At 53.6% G+C, this 18,966-nt stretch carries 15 protein-coding genes and 6 pseudogenes; 9 read left to right on the top strand and 12 right to left on the bottom strand.

Annotation, left to right across the window (positions count from 1 at the left end):
- Positions 1 to 119: 119 nt before the first annotated feature.
- Positions 120 to 917 (bottom strand): annotated as a pseudogene (locus NSQ51_RS08200) (lipase); the annotation flags it as partial.
- A 12-nt stretch (positions 918 to 929) separates the two neighbouring features.
- Between NSQ51_RS08200 and NSQ51_RS08195 the strand changes: the two are divergent.
- Both NSQ51_RS08195 and NSQ51_RS08190 read left to right on the top strand, forming a co-directional pair.
- Positions 930 to 1,289, top strand: coding sequence for a CBO0543 family protein (locus NSQ51_RS08195; RefSeq protein WP_233434081.1), 360 nt, complete (start codon positions 930 to 932; stop codon positions 1,287 to 1,289).
- 174 nt (positions 1,290 to 1,463) lie between these two features.
- Positions 1,464 to 2,282 (top strand): rhamnogalacturonan acetylesterase, encoded by an 819-nt coding sequence (locus NSQ51_RS08190; RefSeq protein ID WP_033017104.1) that lies wholly within the window; start codon positions 1,464 to 1,466, stop codon positions 2,280 to 2,282.
- A gap of 159 nt (positions 2,283 to 2,441) precedes the next feature.
- Here the strand turns inward: NSQ51_RS08190 and NSQ51_RS08185 are convergent.
- A pseudogene (locus NSQ51_RS08185) lies at positions 2,442 to 2,600 on the bottom strand (bile acid:sodium symporter family protein); the annotation flags it as partial.
- A 223-nt stretch (positions 2,601 to 2,823) separates the two neighbouring features.
- Here NSQ51_RS08185 and NSQ51_RS08180 point away from each other — a divergent pair.
- Positions 2,824 to 3,009, top strand: a complete 186-nt coding sequence (locus NSQ51_RS08180) for a hypothetical protein (protein WP_033017106.1) — start codon at positions 2,824 to 2,826, stop codon at positions 3,007 to 3,009.
- Between the two features lie 6 nt (positions 3,010 to 3,015).
- Here NSQ51_RS08180 and NSQ51_RS08175 read toward each other — a convergent pair whose 3' ends face one another.
- Together NSQ51_RS08175 and NSQ51_RS08170 are read right to left on the bottom strand one after the other, a co-directional pair.
- A complete protein-coding gene (locus tag NSQ51_RS08175; RefSeq protein ID WP_033017107.1) occupies positions 3,016 to 3,333 on the bottom strand; it encodes a hypothetical protein in 318 nt (105 codons plus the stop codon).
- Positions 3,334 to 3,695: 362 nt separating this feature from the next.
- The gene (locus tag NSQ51_RS08170; protein ID WP_049625767.1) at positions 3,696 to 4,853 is read right to left on the bottom strand and encodes a CapA family protein; all 1,158 of its coding nucleotides are present in this window, start codon (positions 4,851 to 4,853) and stop codon (positions 3,696 to 3,698) included.
- A gap of 236 nt (positions 4,854 to 5,089) precedes the next feature.
- Here NSQ51_RS08170 and NSQ51_RS08165 point away from each other — a divergent pair, with 236 nt between their 5' ends.
- The 3 genes and pseudogenes from NSQ51_RS08165 to NSQ51_RS08155 all read left to right on the top strand — a co-directional run bounded on the left by NSQ51_RS08165 (position 5,090) and on the right by NSQ51_RS08155 (position 6,282).
- Entirely contained in the window at positions 5,090 to 5,560 is a 471-nt protein-coding gene (locus NSQ51_RS08165; protein ID WP_049625766.1) for a hypothetical protein, read from the top strand.
- 73 nt (positions 5,561 to 5,633) lie between these two features.
- Positions 5,634 to 5,993: pseudogene (locus tag NSQ51_RS08160) on the top strand (helix-turn-helix domain-containing protein); the annotation flags it as partial.
- Positions 5,994 to 6,015: 22 nt separating this feature from the next.
- Positions 6,016 to 6,282: a transposase gene (locus NSQ51_RS08155; RefSeq protein ID WP_233434082.1), complete on the top strand. Its 267-nt coding sequence runs from the start codon at positions 6,016 to 6,018 to the stop codon at positions 6,280 to 6,282.
- 81 nt (positions 6,283 to 6,363) lie between these two features.
- Here the strand turns inward: NSQ51_RS08155 and NSQ51_RS08150 are convergent.
- The 3 genes and pseudogenes from NSQ51_RS08150 to NSQ51_RS08140 all read right to left on the bottom strand — a co-directional run.
- Positions 6,364 to 7,056: pseudogene (locus NSQ51_RS08150) on the bottom strand (ABC transporter ATP-binding protein); the annotation flags it as partial.
- Positions 7,043 to 7,174, bottom strand: a complete 132-nt coding sequence (locus NSQ51_RS08145; protein WP_259463542.1) for a hypothetical protein — start codon at positions 7,172 to 7,174, stop codon at positions 7,043 to 7,045. The pseudogene NSQ51_RS08150 and the gene NSQ51_RS08145, both read right to left, overlap by 14 nt.
- Before the next feature lie 76 nt (positions 7,175 to 7,250).
- Positions 7,251 to 8,741 (bottom strand): peptide MFS transporter, encoded by a 1,491-nt coding sequence (locus NSQ51_RS08140; RefSeq protein ID WP_049625793.1) that lies wholly within the window; start codon positions 8,739 to 8,741, stop codon positions 7,251 to 7,253.
- A gap of 443 nt (positions 8,742 to 9,184) precedes the next feature.
- Between NSQ51_RS08140 and NSQ51_RS08135 the strand changes: the two genes are divergently transcribed.
- A complete protein-coding gene (locus NSQ51_RS08135) occupies positions 9,185 to 9,394 on the top strand; it encodes a hypothetical protein (RefSeq protein WP_047818497.1) in 210 nt (69 codons plus the stop codon).
- Positions 9,395 to 9,785: 391 nt separating this feature from the next.
- On the opposite strand, the gene ilvD is transcribed toward NSQ51_RS08135, so the two are convergent.
- Complete coding sequence (ilvD, locus tag NSQ51_RS08130; RefSeq protein ID WP_049624951.1) at positions 9,786 to 11,465, bottom strand: dihydroxy-acid dehydratase; 1,680 nt, start codon at positions 11,463 to 11,465, stop codon at positions 9,786 to 9,788.
- A gap of 505 nt (positions 11,466 to 11,970) precedes the next feature.
- Here ilvD and proB point away from each other — a divergent pair.
- Entirely contained in the window at positions 11,971 to 13,095 is a 1,125-nt protein-coding gene (gene proB, locus NSQ51_RS08125; RefSeq protein ID WP_033017091.1) for a glutamate 5-kinase, read from the top strand.
- Positions 13,092 to 14,336 (top strand): glutamate-5-semialdehyde dehydrogenase, encoded by a 1,245-nt coding sequence (locus NSQ51_RS08120; RefSeq protein ID WP_033017089.1) that lies wholly within the window; start codon positions 13,092 to 13,094, stop codon positions 14,334 to 14,336. Before proB ends, NSQ51_RS08120 begins: the two co-directional genes overlap by 4 nt.
- Positions 14,337 to 14,427: 91 nt before the next feature.
- Here the strand turns inward: NSQ51_RS08120 and NSQ51_RS08115 are convergent, their stop codons facing one another.
- The 4 genes and pseudogenes from NSQ51_RS08115 to NSQ51_RS08100 form a co-directional block, all read right to left on the bottom strand.
- Positions 14,428 to 14,832, bottom strand: coding sequence for a GtrA family protein (locus NSQ51_RS08115; protein ID WP_014196089.1), 405 nt, complete (start codon positions 14,830 to 14,832; stop codon positions 14,428 to 14,430).
- Positions 14,804 to 15,289: pseudogene (locus NSQ51_RS08110) on the bottom strand (glycosyltransferase); the annotation flags it as partial. The pseudogene NSQ51_RS08110 and the gene NSQ51_RS08115, both read right to left, overlap by 29 nt.
- A gap of 1 nt (position 15,290) precedes the next feature.
- Positions 15,291 to 15,469, bottom strand: a pseudogene (locus NSQ51_RS08105) (glycosyltransferase family 39 protein); the annotation flags it as partial.
- Between the two features lie 100 nt (positions 15,470 to 15,569).
- Entirely contained in the window at positions 15,570 to 18,824 is a 3,255-nt protein-coding gene (locus NSQ51_RS08100; protein ID WP_121650127.1) for a hypothetical protein, read from the bottom strand.
- Between the last annotated feature and the right edge of the window lie 142 nt (positions 18,825 to 18,966).

The raw sequence follows: 18,966 nt of genomic DNA, 5'->3' as shown, positions 1-18,966 counted from the left end.
TTTGCCCCTATTATACCATCGGACATCCGCAGCCGTCATACAACTCAAGAGCTTGCTCCTCAAAAAAAAAAAAAAAAAGAGCCATCCGATCGAGAGGGCTTTTTCGCAAAATACTCGTTTTAAGGCCGCAAACTCGCCAGTTGCTCGGCAAGCCGCAAATAAAAGGCGCGGATATCAAATGACGGATTCGGGTCAACGCCGATGATTTCCAAATGGTCGACGTTGTACGTCCCCATATCATTCCAAACTCCTTTTTTCAACGCCCCGTCATACGGTACGATCCGATCACTTGATCCACGTTTTGGACCGTTCATGGAAACCGTATTGACAATGCCATCGTTTTCAAGCCAGCGGTCGTCAATGCCAAGCGCCGCATTGCGGTACGAACCGAGAAACGGGGCGCAGACAATCGCGCTGAATGCGTTCATTCCGAGTTCGGGATAATAGTTGCCTGTCAGAGCTCCTCGATACGTCCGTTCGGTAGAAAAGCTCAAATAATACGTATTCGGGCTGGCTTTCACCCATCGATTCAACGTCTCAGCCCCGGGAACGGATAAATCGTAGCGGGCGGTATCGGTCGATGTCCAGACAGGGGAGCGCTTGAGCCGTTCAAAATAATGGTCGAACGATTCGCCTGGCTGGCGGCGCAGTCCCCATTGGTCGAGCTTAAAATCGTATATTTCGCTTGTGTACGGCGCGTTGCTGGCGACAGCCACCGCTTCCAGCACCGCTTTTTGCAAGTCAAAAAAGCGATTGGTGAAATCAACCATGTTGACAAGCGTCGTTCCGTCATGAGGGGTGGCGATGGTCGTCACGCTCAACACAAAACGATGTCCGCCTTCAAACAACGGCGACAACGACACGTTGTGCTCCTTGGCGTACTCCCGCTCTTCTTGGCTTCCGTTCTCCAGGAGTGACTGCACTCTGGCATGGCAGCGTTCCATCACGGCCTCGTACGGATGGTGGGCTATTCTTCTTTCATGCGCGCTAGCCGCCGCGCCTACGTGACTTCAGCGCTGCTTGCGTCTTGGACGGGGACGTATTTGGATTTGTATTTCGTGGGAAAAGGGCTGTATGCGTTCCCGAAACGGCCCTTTCCTTCTGTCTTTTCGATCGATATTTTCTTTACGGCCGTCGTTCTTCCGCTCGGCACCGTCTTCTTTCTTGCCCTCATGGAGCGGTTTAGCCGCCTTGGGCGCATGGGGCTCATCGCTGCATTGTCGGCATTGGCGGCCGCATTGGAGGCCAAAGCCGAGACGTACGGTTTGTTCACCCACACGGCCGAATAGAGCCATTGGTATTCAGTTGCCGGTTACGGTCTTTTTCTTTCAATAATATGGGAATTTTACCGCCGATTCCAAACGGTGGACTAGCCCAAATGGCGCATAAAGACAATGGCAGCGAGCAACGATAACGGGGAACAAACCGAAAAGACGAGCAGCTGCCGGATAGGAGGAATCCGATTGAGAAGAAAAAAAGCCGCATTCCTTTGCTTGGCTGTTATCGCCGCCAGCGTTGCCCTCATCGCCCAACCGGACACGGATGGAAAAGCATCCAAAACGGGCGGACGGGCCGTCATAACGATCTACTTGGCAGGCGATTCGACCGTCGCCGCCGCCCCCCGCTCCCGCGCTCCTCGGGCCGGATGGGGTGAAATGCTCGATGATTGGTTTGATGACAACGTCATGGTGAAAAATATGGCCGCTTCCGGCCGCAGCGCGAAAAGTTTTGTCGAAGAAGGACGGCTCTCCCGTATTTTGCGGGAAATGAAAAAAGGGGATTACTTGTTCATCCAATTCGGTCACAACGATGAAAAGGTGAACGATCCGGCACGCTACACCGAACCATTCACCTCCTACCAATCATACTTGAAACGGTATATTGACGGCGCCCGCACGAAAGGAGCAACCCCTGTCCTCATCACTCCGGTCGAGCGGCGGCGCTTTTCTGCCGACGGACGAGCGCTCAACTCGCATGGACTTTATCCTGCAGCCATGAAGGCGCTTGGGGAGAGAGAGCACGTTCCCGTCATCGATTTGACGGCAAAAAGCAGACAACGGTTTGAACAGCTCGGCCCGGAACAGACGAAACAGCTGTTTCTATGGCTTGCGCCCGGCGAGCATGCAAATTATCCGCACGGAATCGAAGACAACACGCATTTTCACAAACGAGGAGCGAAAGAAATCGCCCGGCTAGTCGTCGAGGGGATTATGGAGCTCAACCTCCCCCTCCGCCGCCACCTCATCCGTTCACCGGAACGGGAACATGCGCCAAGCCGCTAGGCCGGCTCAGCCCTGTCCCTCCACCGCAGCAGATCCATCGCCCATCCGCGAACTGCTGCCGCCGGCAACGCCTTTTTTTGGATTGCTGCCGGTGCCCGTCCGATCCCGGATGAGCAATCTTTTTGGCCCTTTACTCCCTCGCCCGACGCCGCTGACCGCCTACCGGGCGCTTTCGACAAACGACGCCTGACGGCCCGACGACAAATGATACGTTTTGTCCAGCAGGCGATGGTACATCGACGCGAGCACTTGCTGAAACAGCATGCCAAGCACGACCGGCACGCTCACCGGCGGCGGAAAGTACGACATACATAACAATACACATATTTCATTGGGAAGGGGACAGGAATCGGAACACGATATACCCCATCCCCCACCGCTTCAATGTTGACATGCGCCATCTCTTTCCCCTCTCCCTTGATTCTTTCCCTCAATCGACGACTACCGTTCAAGCTGCTCGCCAACAGACTCCAATATCTTTATATTTCGAATTTTCCTTTATTATGGTGCAAATTTCCTTGTTTTTCAAGAGAAAATGCCAATGACTGCCGCAAAAAAACAGAGCGCCGGCCGCCTTTCCCCTTCTTTTTACCACGCAGTTTACAAACTGGCGCTTACCCCTTTGCTTTTTCCAAAAGCAATGACGCATGATCAAAACACAAGGCGGGCCGCATGCGGCAAGGAACAAGCTGTTAAGCGCCGCACTGCCAGCCCGCAAAAAGAATAAAAACCGTTACTGATTCCCTTGGCCGTCTCGCTGCCAAGGAGCCATTTCTTCGGCAAACTCCGCCGGAGCAACACGCGTCGTGCCCATTCGCCGCCCCATCCAGCGGTTTAGGCCGCGGATCATATTTTGCATCGGTCCTGCCGTCATCCACCCTATGCCCGATCTCCTTCTAGCGCCAACCATCGCGGCGGCCGCCGCACCTACCCCTAAGCTGACAAGCGTCCAGATGGCGCCATTGTTTCTCCGCCGTCCGGTAAGCGCCAACCATGAATTCCAGAAACGGTGGTTGCGCCGGATGCGAAACCATTGAAACAGGCGATTCATTCGACACACACCTCCTTCGCCTAACGGCTTCCGTTTCAACGGTTAATATACGTTGTTAAGGGGAAGTCATACACGGAAAACGTTAACGCACGAAGGCTTGCTGCCAAAAAAAGATAAAAGCAGAAGAGCATGCGCATCCATCGTTCCGTAAAGCCTAAAACAGACGAAGGGATGGCCCAAAAAGGTGTTTTTCCTTAGAAGAGCGGCGAAAAATGATTGGTTTCGTTGAAACAGGGCGTTTGCCAACAGAAAAGCTGATTTTGGGTTGCTTTTTCATCAAACCGCCAGCCTTTTTCGACAAATACAACATAGTTCCATCAATAAGAAAAGGTGTCCCGCCCTTTCGAGACACCCTCCCTTTTTCATTTGACCTCGTACGCGGTCCAAGTCGGCTTTTTGATTTTCGCCGACAGCGAAACAATTTTCCGTTTCACTCGGGCTGCTTCCCCTCCCGCTAACGGCATCGGCTGGTAGTTGTTCCTTGTCGTCACCGATGAAATGCGAAACGGGATGACGCGGATTTCTTTTTTGGCTGTCCGCTTGCCGTTTTGAAAAGAAAACACCTGCTGGAAAACAAACGTATCTTTGTCGCTCGGGTTTTTGTTTCCACCAAACATAAAATTCCCTAAACTGTAGACAATAAATTTGCCTTTGTACTCCTCGATCCCTTGCACGACGTGCGGGTGATGGCCGACGACCAAATCGGCGCCGCTGTCAATCGCAAAGCGGCCGAGCACCTTTTGCGTGCTGTTTGGCACATAGCTTCGTTCCACTCCCCAGTGGAAATGGACTAGAATGATGTCGGCTCCTTGTTTCCGAAGCGTGCGAATATCGTTGGCGATTTGCTTGCGCAACGTGCTGGTATTGCTCCAACCTTCATAGCCGAACGCCCCGACTTGAATGCCTTTGACCGTTTTCATGAGCCGAAGCGTACGGCCGAAATAACCGATCTTTTCTTTTTTTAGACTGGCGATCGTATCGTTATATCCTTTTTGCAAATAATCGTATGTATGATTATTGGCCAAATTCACCGCCTCAATGCCGCCATAAGTTAAGATTTTCGCATAACTCGGGTGGCCGCGGAAACGAAATGTCTTGCTTGCCTTGCGCGTCGAGGTCGTCAGCGTCGTTTCCAAATTGACGGTCGTAAAATCGTCCTTTTTGAAGATCGGCTCAATGTATTTCGTAAAATAGCGCAAGCCGTGCTTCTTCGCTTCTTCATCAAACGAATACGCATAGCCATAATTTTCATCGCGCCCGAGCGTCACATCGCCCGCCGCGCTGATGGTGATGCGCACTTCGTTCGGGTTCGGCGCCGCTTGTTTGGCAGAGGCTGACGCTATCACCATCTTATCGATCGGACTCGGCAGCGGTGGATGCTCGATGGTTTGCCCCGCCAGTTCGTTTGGCGCTGCCAGCACTTCCTCGATGCCGCGATCAGCCGCATTGCTGCAGGAAAATAAAAAGACGGACGCCATACACAGAAGCGCCGCGTTTTTCCCCTTCGTCCATCCGTTCATGCTCCCTCTCCCATCCATCTATTTTCTTCAAACTACCACAACTTCTGCTAATGACGTATTCAACACACCTCCTCTTTATCCCTTTTCTTTTCCTCAATTTAGGAGTGATGACCTAGCCAAGCCATGATATAATGAGCTTGTAGGCGTTTCCTCTCCTATTTCCACATCTTGGACTCCTCACGTTTCATGGTTGAAACGCCCCAAGCAAAATCCCCTCTCGATAGGGAGGTTTCTTCATGGAAGAGCTGTTGCGGCAGTTAACCACACTTGTTCAAGGACTTGTCGATGACATGTCCGTCCTGAAGCAAGACATGCAAACGGTGAAGCAAAAATTGGGCCAACTTGAACAACGAATGGACAAACTGGAACAGCGGATGGACAAGCAGGAAGAAGAGTTGCGCAGGCTGAAAGAGCAGATGAAAGAAAACACGGACATGATCAAAGCGATCCGCGACAATCAACTCGAACAGCGCAGCATTCAAGACGGCATGCGCCATGAAATCGCCAACCTCCGCGGAGAAATGGCCGGCATTCGCGAGCAGATGGCAACAAAAGACGATCTTTCCCGCCTTCGCGAGCAAATGGCGACAAAAGAAGACATCTCCCTCATTCATCAGCGGCTTGATTATCAACTTGGCCGCATCGCGAAAGTGGAGGAGGAGATGTATTTGCTGAAGAAAGTATATACATGCTCATTGAAAAGTTAACCTTCGCATAAGCGGTGCCCACTCCGGTTATACTGCTCCTAAGGAAAAGCATGGGAAAGGAGCGGAATTCTGCATGAAACGTCTCAACATCACCGACAACCATGGATGGACGCCCTGGAAACTCCGCAAGCAGGAACGGAAGATCAAAAACGCCCATCTCCGCCAACGTGTGATGGCCGTCCGCCTGGTCATGGAAGGCTATTTGGGCAAAGACGTGGCCTCCATGGTCAACGTGTGCCGCCAAACCGTTTCCCATTATGTGTCGCTGTTTAACGAAGGGGGCCTGGAACTCCTGCTTCATCGGGATTTTGCCCCTGGGCGAGAGCCGTTTCTCACCGAAGAACAGCAGGAAGAGATCAAACACCTTGTGTTGACCACGACACCCGCGGAGCTGGGCTGGGACATCGCTTCGGCGGATTCTCAAAGAGCGTTACCCGGATCGTCTCATCGTCTTGGTGCTGGATAACGCCCGAATTCGTCATGCCAAAATGGTGAGAGAGTTTTTGCGGGAAGAAGGACGGAGTTTTCACTTCATTTACCTTCCTCCGTATTCTCCGCAACTGAACCCGATCGAACGCTTGTGGAAATGGCTGAAAGACACTGTCATTGCCAATGTGTTTCACAAAGATCAAAACGATATCGCCCAAGCCATTGCCCGGTTTGTGGACTACATCCATGAACGCCCGAAGGAAGTGCTACAACGCCTAGGGTGTGCAGTGTAATCCAGAAGTTAACTTTTCAAGGTGCATCTATATAGTTTAGGGACATCTACGACATCGAATATTATTCGTATCAGGTCAAGGGACAAACGTGTTATCTGGGCTATTGTATACATCAAGCGGACTGCCGATTTGTTGCGGACGGCCGTCATGCAAAATCATCATCCGGTCAGCCATGGTCATCGCTTCCGTCTGATCGTGCGTGACATAAATCACAGTCATGCCGAGCTGACGTTGCAAACGTCGAAGCTCGCTCCTCATTTTCGCACGCAGCTTGGCATCTAAATTGGAGAGCGGTTCATCCATCAAACAAAGCGGAGTCTGCGCGACAATCGCTCGCCCTAAGGCAACGCGTTGACGCTGCCCCCCTGACAATTCCCGCGGCTTCCTATGCAGCACATCGGTCAATCCAAGCAATTCCGCCGCTTCCATGCAATGTTTCACTTGTTCTTCTTTCGGCACCTTTTGCGCCTGCAAGACAATCCGCATATTTTGCTCCACCGTCAAATGGGGATATAGCGCATAATTTTGAAAGACCATCGATAACCGGCGGGCGTGAGGGGGCCAATCATTCGCCACCTGCCCATCGATCAGCACATATCCTGATGTCAGCGGCTCAAGGCCAGCGATCAGCCGCAAAATCGTGCTTTTGCCGCATCCCGATGGGCCAACAAGAACAAAAAACTCCCCTGATTCAATCGCGACATTCACATTCTCGACCGCGCTCTTTTTGCCTCCATACGATTTCGTCACCTCGACCAGCTCAAGAAACGCCATCCGCTTTTCTCCCCTTTCCTCTTTTTCTATTCCATCGTAATCCATTTTTGTAAACACCATCTGAACTTATTTTTTGATTTATGTAAATTTTTTTGAATAAAAAAAGAAGCTCTGCCAACGCAGAGCATCCTGTCACAGATTTGTAATCTTTTGGATCATCTGTTTTCCCTGTTGATACAAACATCAGCGTGATATTAACGAACACCCTTCATGAGCCGCTGAATGCTCGGGGCGAGCAAAAACAAGATGACGCTTAACACAACCGCCGCCCCGCCGATCATGCCGAAATAGGCCGTTTCGTTTTCGGGCGTATAGAAGCGCACAAGCTGGGCGTTGATCGCTTGCGCGGCGGCGTTCGATAAAAACCAAAGGCTCATCGTTTGCGCTGAGAAAGCGGCAGGGGCAAGTTTCGTCGTCGCCGACAGGCCGACCGGCGACAGGCAAAGCTCCCCGAGCACGACGATGAAGTAGCTTAACACGAGCCAAATCGGATGGACAAGCCCTCCGCCGCTCAAATGCCCCGGCACGAGGATGACGATGAACGACAGGCCGGCGAACAACAAGCCGAGCGCGAATTTTTGCGGGATCGTCGGCTGCCGTTTGCCAAGCTTCACCCACATCCACGCGAACACCGGCGCTAAGAGGATGATAAACAACGGGTTCAGCGATTGGAACCAAGCCGGTGAAAGGTGAATGCCGGCGACATCCAGCTGTGTCCGCTTGTCCGCATAGTTCGCCAAAATGGTCGATCCTTGTTCTTGAATGGCCCAAAACATCGCTGAAGCGATGAACAACGGAATGTACGCGATCACGCGCGACCGCTCTTCAGCCGTCGTTTTCGGGCTGCGGTACATGACGACAAAATAGATGATCGGGATGATGATGCCTAAGATGCCGACAAGAGAAATAAACGTTTCCACAGTGAACCAGCCGTTTGAAATCAAGATGGCTAGCAGCACGGCAATCACGACCGCCCCTACGGCCATGATGGAAGCCGCTTTTTTCTTTTCCGCTGGCGTCAATGGATTCGGCACATACGTCCCGGCCAACCCGAGGTTTTTCTTTCTTGTCGCGATGAAGACAATCAATCCGAGAAACATCCCGACGGCCGCAAGTCCGAAGCCGAGGTGGAAGTTATACTTCATCCCCGCGGTACCGACAACAAGCGGAGCCAAAAAGGCGCCAAGGTTAATCCCCATGTAAAAAATGCTGAATCCGGCGTCGCGGCGGTCATCGCCAGGCTTGTACATATCGCCGACAATGCTCGAAACGTTCGGTTTTAACAACCCAGTTCCCAAGACAATGAGCGCCATGGACACAAACAGCGCCGCCACCCCGCCTGGAATCGCCAAGGCGATATGACCGACCATAATGAGAAGGCCGCCGTAAAAGACCGCGCGCGACGTGCCAAACACCCGGTCAGCAAGCCAACCGCCAATGATTCCGGACATGTACACCAGCGCCCCATAAATCGACATAATCGCGAGCGCCAGATGCTCATCAAGCCCGAGCCCGCCTTTCGATACTTCATAATACATGTAATACACTAAAATGGCGCGCATGCCGTAATACGAAAAGCGTTCCCAAAATTCCGTGAAAAAGAGCGTAAACAACCCTTTCGGATGGCCGAAAAAGCCGCGCTGGGGAACGCTGGCAGCGATTTGTTGCTTGTCAATGGACGACATAACCACTACTTACCTCCTTTAAATTCTTTTAATATAATAATTCATTATGTTTATATTGTCAAAAAAATTTTGCATGATTCATAATTTCACATTATAATAAAGAAACATCAAGAAAAATAATATTTAAAAAATACATCTTTTCATCGTACAGAAAAAACCTTTTCCGCGTCTTGTTGATTCATGTATAATCAATGACAGGGAATCGTCGCTTCCGCAACAGCACCATTTCCTCTCTTCCATTTCACCTGCATCTTTGCGCCCACCGCAAATTCCTTATCTTCATTGCCAATTCAGAACGGATGTTGCCAATGAGCGAACCGTGGCGTCTTGTTTTGGACAAGATTGGGTCATACAGCAAGAAATGTCAGAGATGAGAAACAATCTGGCGACCAAGCAGGAGCTCGAGGACATCAAAACCAATGCGGCGACAAAAGCAGAGCTGAATGAAGTCAAAGCTGAAATGGCAAAAAGGAGTTGCCGCTGTTCATCAAGCCATTCAGGAAATCGATGTGATCGTTAAACGGCTTGAACAAAATCAAGAGCAACAAATGCAGCTATGGCTGCGCCAAGAACGGATCATCGATATGTTATGCCGCCGATCGATTGAACACGAAGCGGCAATTGCAGATTTGCGCCTTGCCATCAAAGGATGACGACCGCCTCATTGCCGCTTTTGCTCGCCCCGTAAGGCATTGGTACATGAATGGATGGTTCTTGGCAGCGGAAAAGATATCGTGCATTGTGTGAGTAAAATATTTGTGGGTGACATTCCGAAATGATCCCCGACGAGGGTTGCGAACTTTTGTTCGCGACGCTCGTCGGGGCCACCAAGCGAAGCGCGGTAGAATAAGCAAATGTCGTGAAAAAAGGACTCTCTCCCTGCTAGGATGGTGATTGTCAACATCAACCGAAAACAGGAGGGAGGCGATGGACGCTCCTTTCCAAAATAAATGAAAGAGGCGGAAAAACCGCCTCTTTTGATTCTGATCGTCTAATGGCGTCCCTCGCGCGCTTGGAAGGGGACAACGCTCTTACAGAAATCCGCTAAATCCTCATAATCCCCCCCGTGCTCGCCGAGGTGACGTGTTTCGAGTAGCGGGCGAGATAGCCGGTTTTCACTTTTGGTTCAAAGCCTTTCCAGTTCGCTTTCCGGCGTTCGAGCTCTTCATCGGACAGCTTGACGTTGATCGTTCGTTTCACCGTATCGATCTCGATGATATCGCCGTCTTGGATGAACGCGATCGGTCCGCCTTCGGCCGCTTCCGGTGAAACGTGGCCGACGGATAGGCCGCGCGAGGCGCCGGAGAAGCGGCCGTCAGTGACAAGCGCCACTTTGGTGCCGAGCCCCATGCCGACGATTTGCGACGTCGGCGCCAGCATTTCCGGCATCCCTGGGCCGCCTTTTGGCCCTTCGTAGCGGATGACGACAACATGTCCCGGCTTGATTTTCCCGCTGGCAATGCCCTCGAGCGCTTCCTCTTGGGAGTCGAAGACGATCGCGGGCCCTTCATGGCGCGTGATGCCGCCTTGCACCGCCCCGGTTTTAATGACGGCGCCGTCCGGCGCCAGGTTGCCAAACAAAATGGCGAGCCCTCCCGTTTCCGAATACGGGTTGTCAATCGGCCGGATGACGTCATAGTTTTTCACTTCGCAGCCGGCGATGTTTTCCCCGAGCGTTTTGCCCGTGACGGTGAGCGTATCTAAATGAAGCGTACCTTCTTTTTTCGCCAGCTCGTTCAACACGGCCGAAACGCCGCCCGCTTCATGCAAGTCTTCGATGTAATGGATGTCCGACGCCGGGGCGAGTTTGGCCAAATGCGGCACGCGCGCCGCCACTTCGTTGATGCGCTCAAGCGAGTACTCGATGCCGGCTTCGTTGGCGATCGCCAGCGTATGCAGCACCGTATTCGTCGAGCCGCCAAGTGCCATGTCGAGGGCAAACGCATTGTCGATCGCTTTTTCGGTGACGATGTCGCGCGGTTTGATGTCATGTTCGATCAAATACATCAGCTGCTTTGCCGATTGGCGGACCAGCTCTTTGCGCGCTGGGTCAACCGCCAAAATCGTGCCGTTGCCCGGCAGTGCAAGCCCGAGCGCTTCAGCGAGACAGTTCATCGAGTTGGCCGTAAACATGCCCGAGCACGATCCGCACGTCGGACAGCCGTACCGTTCGAGTTCTTCAAGCCCTTTCTCATCGAGCGTTCCCCCTAAATACGCCCCGACGCCTTCAAATACAGATGACAGTGAAATTTTCCGCCCATCCTTCGTCACGCCGGCTTTCATCGGTCCCCCGCTGACGAAAATCGTCGGAATGTTAAGACGCATCGCCGCCATCATCATTCCCGGCGTAATTTTGTCGCAGTTCGGAATGCACACCATGCCGTCAAACCAATGCGCCGAGATAACCGTTTCGATCGAATCGGCGATGATTTCCCGGCTCGGCAGCGAATAGCGCATCCCGATATGACCCATCGCAATACCGTCGTCAACGCCGATCGTGTTCATTTCAAACGGCACGCCGCCCGCTTCGCGAATCGCTTCTTTCACGATTCTCCCAAACTCTTGCAAGTGAACGTGCCCCGGAATAATGTCGATGTATGAATTCACCACCGCAATAAACGGTTTATCAAAGTCTTCTTCTTTTACGCCCGCCGCTCGCAATAGGCTTCGGTGCGGAGCACGGTCAAATCCTTTTTTGATCATGTCGCTGCGCCGTTTTTTCATCATCGGTCCCTCCATCATGCGGTTTGATTGATTGCTAGTATTGTACCACTTTTTCTAATAGAAAGACAATTACCTTTATTATGAATTCGTTTTCAAAATCCACTTCGAAAAAACAAGTCAGAAAAATCAGCCTTTCCTCTTGACAACCGGAGCATTTGGCGTCATAATTTCTTACAAATTGCACTCCTTGACAAGAAAACAACAGGAACGGCACGGGACTAGTAAACCGAGGGAACGCGCCAGAGAGTGGAACCCATAGGCTGGAAGGTTCCTCGCGGGAAGCCGGTTGAACCTGCCCTAGACGGCCGCTTATGCAAACATAAGCCGCACGCCTGCGTTACAGGCTCGAGGGGGCGCTTTAGGCGCCAAAAAAGGTGGTACCGCGGAACGCTTTTCCGTCCTTTTGCGATAAGGAGGAAAAGCGTTTTTTATTGGCCGGCCGCTTCGCAGGACGGCTAGGCAATCCAACTCATGCCATTCAACACGCAAAGGAGGGAGGAACGCGATGAAACGGCAGCGCGTAGTGGTCAAAATCGGCAGCAGCTCGCTCACCGATCCGAAAGGTGGCCTTTGCCGCGACAAGCTGCACGGCCATGTTGAAGCCATCGCCTATCTGAAACAGCTCGGCCATGACGTCATTCTCATCACGTCCGGCGCTGTCGCCGCCGGGTTCGGGCCGCTCGGCTACCCGGCGCGGCCGACGACGATCTCCGGCAAACAGGCCGCGGCTGCCGTCGGGCAAAGCTTGCTCATGCAGGCGTACAGCTCGGCGTTCGCCCAATTCGGCTTTACGGCCGCTCAGCTGTTGTTGACGCGCAGCGACTTTTACAGCCGCGAACGGTTTCGCAACTTGTTCGCCACGATGACGACGCTGCTCGAACACGGGGCGATCCCGATCATCAATGAAAACGACTCCGTTTCCGTTGAAGAATTGACGTTTGGCGACAACGATATGCTGTCGGCGCTTGTCGCCGGCTTTTTGCACGCCGATGCGCTCATGTTGCTTACCGACATTAACGGGCTGTATGACGCCAACCCGAAAACGAATCCACAAGCGAAAAAATACACCTTTTTGCCGCACATTACCGACGAAATGATCGAAGCGGCCGGCGGCAGCGGCTCGGCAGTCGGCACCGGCGGCATGCGCTCAAAGCTTCTCGCCGCTCAAAAAGCGTTGTCCTTCGGCGTCAGCGTCTTTATTGGCACCGGGCGAGGCAAAGAAGCACTCGCCGATATTTTAGCCGGAAAAGGTGATGGGACGTACATCGGCGCCCCATTTCCGAAGCAAATGCAAATGCACAAGCAATGGATCGCGTATCACGCGCCTGTCGCCGGCACGATCACCGTCGACAGCGGCGCGGAGGAAGCGCTCCTTGCGCGCGGCAAAAGCTTGCTTCCCGCCGGCGTCACGGCCGTTTCCGGCGACTTTCATGCGATGGATGTCGTCGATGTTGTCAATGAGAAAGGGATCACGATCGGCCGCGGCCAAGTGTATTATGCCGCCGCCGATTTAGAAAAAGTAAAAGGACTTCCGAGTGAGGAAGCGCGGCAATACTCTTACCTTCACCGCCCGGAAGTCATCCACCGCGACAATTGGGTCACGTTGCGAAAGGAGAGTGTATCGAAATGAGCGAACTGCTCGAAAAAGCCGAACGGTTGAAAACGGCGTCACAAACGTTAGCCATGCTGTCTACGAAAGAAAAAAACGCCGCATTGGAACAGATCGCCAAAGCCATCGACCGCGAACGCGCCTTCATTTTGCAAGAAAACGAAAAAGATATGGCCCAAGGCCGCGAGCAAGGGCTGTCACCGGCTCTGCTCGACCGGCTGCAGCTCACCGACAAACGAATGGATCAAATCATCGACGGCGTCCGCCAAGTCGCCTCGCTGCCTGACCCGGTCGGAGAAATCATCGCAGAGTGGACGCGGCCGAACGGGCTCCGCATCCAAACGGTGCGCGTGCCGCTTGGGGTCATTGGCATGGTGTACGAAGCGCGCCCGAACGTGACGGTCGATGCGGCGAGCCTTTGCTTGAAAACGGGCAACGCGGTTTTGCTTCGCGGCAGCACATCAGCGCTTCATTCGAACAAAGCGCTCGTTCGCGTCATGAAAGAAGCGCTCCGCACGACGACCGTTCCGGAAACGGCGATTGAACTGCTCGAAGACACGAGCCGGGAAACGGCGCAGCGTATGTTCCGTCTCAACAACTACTTGGATGTGCTCATCCCGCGCGGCGGAGCCGGGCTCATCCGCTCGGTCGTCGAAAACGCCACCGTGCCGGTGCTTGAGACCGGCGTCGGCAACTGTCATATGTTCATCGACGAATCAGCCGAGCGGCAAATGGCGATCAACATCGTCCTGAACGCCAAATTGCAGCGTCCGTCCGTCTGCAACGCCATCGAAACGGTGCTCATCCATGAGCGTTGGCCATATGCCGCCGACTTGCTTGAGGCGCTGCACGCCCGCGGTGTGGAGCTGCGCGGCGACGACCGCCTCGCGTCATCGCACCCGTTCATCAAACCGGCGACGGAAGACGACTGGCATGCGGAATATTTGGCGCCGATTTTAGCGGTTAAGCTCGTTGCCGATGTCGATGAGGCGATTGCCCATATCCGCCGCTACGGGACGAAGCACTCAGAAGCGATCATCACCGAAAACGAAGCGAACGTCCGCCGCTTTTTCCAAGCGGTCGACGCGGCGGTCTTGTACCATAACGCCTCCACCCGCTTCACGGACGGCGAACAGTTCGGCTACGGAGCGGAAATCGGCATCAGCACGCAAAAGCTGCACGCCCGTGGTCCGATGGGGCTTGTCGCCATCACGACAACGAAATCGCTCGTGTACGGGACGGGGCAAATTCGGGAGTCATAACGATGGCTGCAACGAAGACGGCTTCCTTTTTCACTAAGTTTCTAAAGCATAAAACGATCCGGACCCAACGCATGGCTTCCGGATCGTTTTCTTATTTTTCCATTTCCACAAACACCCAATAGCGGCTGCCGATAAAGTTTACCGCCATCCCGGCGATTGTCGCCGCCAGTTTCGCCAGCCAGAGCGATGCAAACCGTTCCGCGGCCAGCAAAACGGCAAGCGATGCACCGAACGACAGCCCGTTGACGACAAGAAAGCGCAAAACTTCCTTTATATTGGCTTTCCGTTTGACTTGAAACGTCCAACGCCGATTCCAAATGTAGCTGTTCGCCATCCCGGCGCCGTAGGCAACGGCTTGGGCAACCGCCGCCTTAGCGCCTGCAGCAGTCAACAAAAAAAAGACGGCGAAGTCCACCGCGGTATTGCTCACCCCAACGAGGCCAAACCGCCATACGGCTTGTTTTTCTTTACGGAATATACGAAGGCTTTCGTTCATGTTTCGTTCCGACTCCCCACGTTTCATTGACAATATAGAGCGGACGCTCTTTCACTTCATCGTAAATCCGGCCGATATATTCGCCAATCGCGCCGAGCATGAGCAGTGTCACCCCGTTGCCAAGCAGCACGGCCATCAACAATGACGCCCAGCCAGCGACCGTTGAATGAGCAAACCATTTAAGATAAAGGACAACGAGCATCTCTACCACACTGGCCGCCGACAACAAGAACCCAAGCCAACTCGCCAGCTTCAGCGGCTTGTATGAAAACGAGGTGATGCCATCAAGCGAAAACCGAATCATCTTTTTGAGCGGGTATTTCGTCTCGCCGGCGAAACGCGGCTCCCGCTCGTATTCAACCGCCGTCTGCCGGAAGCCGACCCAACTTACCAGCCCCCGAACAAACCGGCTTCGCTCTCTCATATAGCGTAACTGATCGCACACTTTCCGGTCAATAGCAGGAAAACACGAAGCTTGCCCAGCGCGCCGCTATCCGCCCGCCCACGGCTTGACGATCACGTACATCATCCACGTCGAGGCAACCCCCGCCAACGCTTCCGGAAGAAGCACGCTAAAATCGCTCACTCCGAACACTTTCACGCTCAACGCCTGCAGCCAAAGCGCCGCCGGCACTTTCCTGCTTGACGATCGGTTTGGCTTCTGCCTTCTGTTGTTTGAACAGGCGCCTGCTTTGATGAATGATCATGATGTCGAGAGGAGGCAAGCCCTTTTCTTTTTATTCCACTCCCTGCTGCTTTGCGATGTCCACGCGTGAAAACGCCTCTTTCATCACCTCATACGACTGCTTCAGCCGCTCATGATAGCGCGGCGCCTCCCACACCGGCCACGTGTACTCATAAAATCGCGCGGCCGGCAGCACATTCCCGTTCATCGCCGGGAAAGAAAACGAATCGTCTCCATCCTCAACGTACAAACCAAGACGAATGCCTTCAACGATGACACGGCTTTTGAGCCCGCCTTTCGACCACATGTCGCCCATCACCTCGCGCCGGCTCGGATCGGTCACGTTCAAAAGCGCCCATGGCAGGCGGATTTCGTACATATCGCCATCGCGGCTGACGCTGATATCCGTGAGTGAATCGTATGCCTCATCGTCGGGGTTGGCTGTGCCAAACCGCAACCCCCCTGTTTCATATGAGTCGAACGGCACAGCCTTGCCGCGGATTTCCTCCAATTTTTTGTTCAACGTCAGGCGAATCGGGTGGTAGACGCCGTTATCTTTGCGATTGGCGTACGGGGCCGCCGGCATCATATGCAGCTCTTTTCCGTAATGGAAGTAAAACGTGTCATAGTAGCTGTCGACAAGCAGCCGGGCGCTCTGTTCTCCATGAATGACCAAGGCAAAGTCAATTCCCGCTGTCCGGACGCCAGACAGGCCGGGCAGGAGCGATTGCCCTTGGTTCGGAATCGTGTCAAACGCCATGTAGACCGTCGTCCGATCGGTAATGCGTCCGCTGTCAAGCCGCACATACAAATACCCTTCATCGCTTGTGACGTACAGCGCCCGCTTGCCCTCTGTCCAAGCTGGCCGGATTCCGTTGAATGTCCAATCGTCTTTTCGGCCGTCGACCTTCATCATCGCGGCTGCGCTTGGACCTGGCTCAAACCGAAGCAATCCAAATTGTTGTTCGTTCGTCTGCACGTTCAGCCAAAACGGGCGGCGGTCCCGGTTGTCATAATCCATTGTGTTCCATGTCCGCTTGAACCATTCATCCTGCCAGGAAAACAACAGCCCTCCCGCCATCCACTCATGGACGATGTCCTCAAACAGCTCCCGGTCGATCGTTCCTTGTTCTTGTTCCGACAAAAACCCCTGATTTTTCCCATGTACATTTCGATGCGCCATGCCGCGCGAAGAAGGAACGCCAAATTCAGCGACCAAAATCGGCATCCGGTGCGCCGCCTTCATGTCATGCAAGTAGGCGGCATAGCTGTTCTGCTCGCCGCGTTGGTCAACATAGCTGACGTATTTTTCCTCACGATTCAAAAAGTCAGGGTAATACGGATAAATATGGTATGACGCAAACAGCCCGGCCTGCAGCTCGTCAGTGGCGTACATGACATTCGGGTTGACGGAAACAAAATCTTCTTTCACAAACGGTTCGGCCGGATGGCGGAGGAGGTCGGTCGTCACCCAATTCGTAAAACTGACCGGCCGCTGCCAGCCGTATGTTTCCGTTTCATACGCCACCGCTTCGTCGATCATACGGGCCAGCCATGCCTCAAACGGGCTGGCTCCTTTCGTGTATACGTATTTGCCGCGGTAGTCGCCCTGCTTCGGGTGTTTTTCGTTCGTCGCCGCCACAACGTCCGGATCCCACTCGACACCGAAAATCCAGCCGAGAACATACGGAGAAAGGTCGTATCGGTACATCCCGCCGGCATGCCCAGGCCGTTTTGCAATGCGGGCCTTGCCATGAACGAGGTCAATCGTACGGCGAATGTCCGTGCGAAACGCCTCACTCACCTCAGGCGCCCACACATCCTTCGTCCGCAGCATCGTCCTTTCATCGATCCAGACGCCATGGAACAAATAAAGCGGCTGCTTCGCTATTTGGTTGTACTCGTAAAGCGCCTCGTAAAACGCCGGCGGATGGATCGTATAGACGCGGATGGCATTCGCCCCCATCGCCCCGATGTACTGCAGCCAGCGGAAATATTCTTCCTTCGTAATCTTCGCCTCTCCCGGAAACGCGCCGGGTTTGCTGATGCCGAGGTTGACTCCTTTGATGAGCAGCGGCTCCCATCTCCCGTTGCGGTATACTTGCAAATAGTCGCGCCCGACCGTTCCCGCCAAGCGGACGCCGCTTTGTTCCACCGTTTGAACGGCGTCCTGCAGCTTGCCATCTTCCTTATATGCCTTGATTTCCCGCAAAATCGCTTTCATCATCGGCACGTACGCCTTCCAGTAAAAGGCCGCGCCGTTGTCCGAGCGGCCGTCCTCCGTCCATTTGCGCCATACATCCAGCCCCACGGTCTGATAAACGGAAGGCAGTTCCCCTTGATCAGCGTAATCGCCGCAAAAGTAATACGACTGATACGTCTTTGTCTCATAGCGGACAACGGCCGGAAAGGAAAACGGCAGCCCGATCGCCCGCAGCTTCTCTTTCCCGCGCTCAGACAGCGACAGCGTGTACGTTGCGAGCACCATGCGCTCATCAAGCGGCTTGACGATGTCAAACCAATACGAATACGATGTGCGCATCTTGCCGCCCCAACGGGCTTCCCCCGCTTTTGTGGAGGAAAACATGACGCCACCGCCGCCAAGGTCGCGCCGATCGAGGACAAGAAGCCGATCCGACTCATCGACCAACACCATACCCGGCCCGCGGAACGAAAACGCCTTTCCGTATTGCGCTTTGTAGTTTTCTTTCACCCACACTGGCACTTCCTGGCTGTTCAAATCAGGAAAATAACGGCCGATCCAGCCGGTCCACTCAAGGCCGAACAGCTGGGCAAACGAGGCGCGCACTTCTTTTTCTGTCGGATGGGCCATCGAATTGAACTCGGCGATCAACGTTTTCCCGCCTTGGCGGGCAAACCGCCAAAGCGACTCCATCTCCTGCCGCTCAAGCCCGCCGTACACTTTCGCCCGCGCGCCGTCCGTTTGCTTGTGGACAAACTCTTCCTCATATACCCCATATGTGTCAACGATATAGACCGCATCGTACCGTGCCATCTCCTTTGGCAGCGGCCGCACCTCGTACGTTTCATCCTGTTTCGGCGCAAACCCGGCGTAATCGCGCGCAGCTTTGTATCGCTTTCCGTTGCCGTGGACGTATTTTTGCTGATTCAAGACCCAAACGAGCCCTTGATGCTCGTGATACGACCGATCGGGCACCGTTTTGTCGACAATGAGCAAATCAAGCTTTGTTTCTGGTTTCAGCCACCAAAGCCAATAGGGCGCGAACAGAACCAGCACTGCCAAGACCATATACACATAAAGCCAGCTGAACACCCGCTTCTCCATCTCCCCACTCTCTCAATCTTTCACCTATTTCCCCTATTTATAACACACGAAACGATTGTCCGGCAAGAACAGGCGGATGCGGCATTCGAAATTTCTTTTTTGGTCAACCGAAGTCCATTTCCAATCAAGTGGCGGCAACCCT

It is taken from the genome of Geobacillus sp. FSL K6-0789 (assembly GCF_038593135.1).
GTDB lineage: Bacteria > Bacillota > Bacilli > Bacillales > Anoxybacillaceae > Geobacillus > Geobacillus stearothermophilus.
This window is presented reverse-complemented; position numbering and strand designations above follow the sequence as displayed.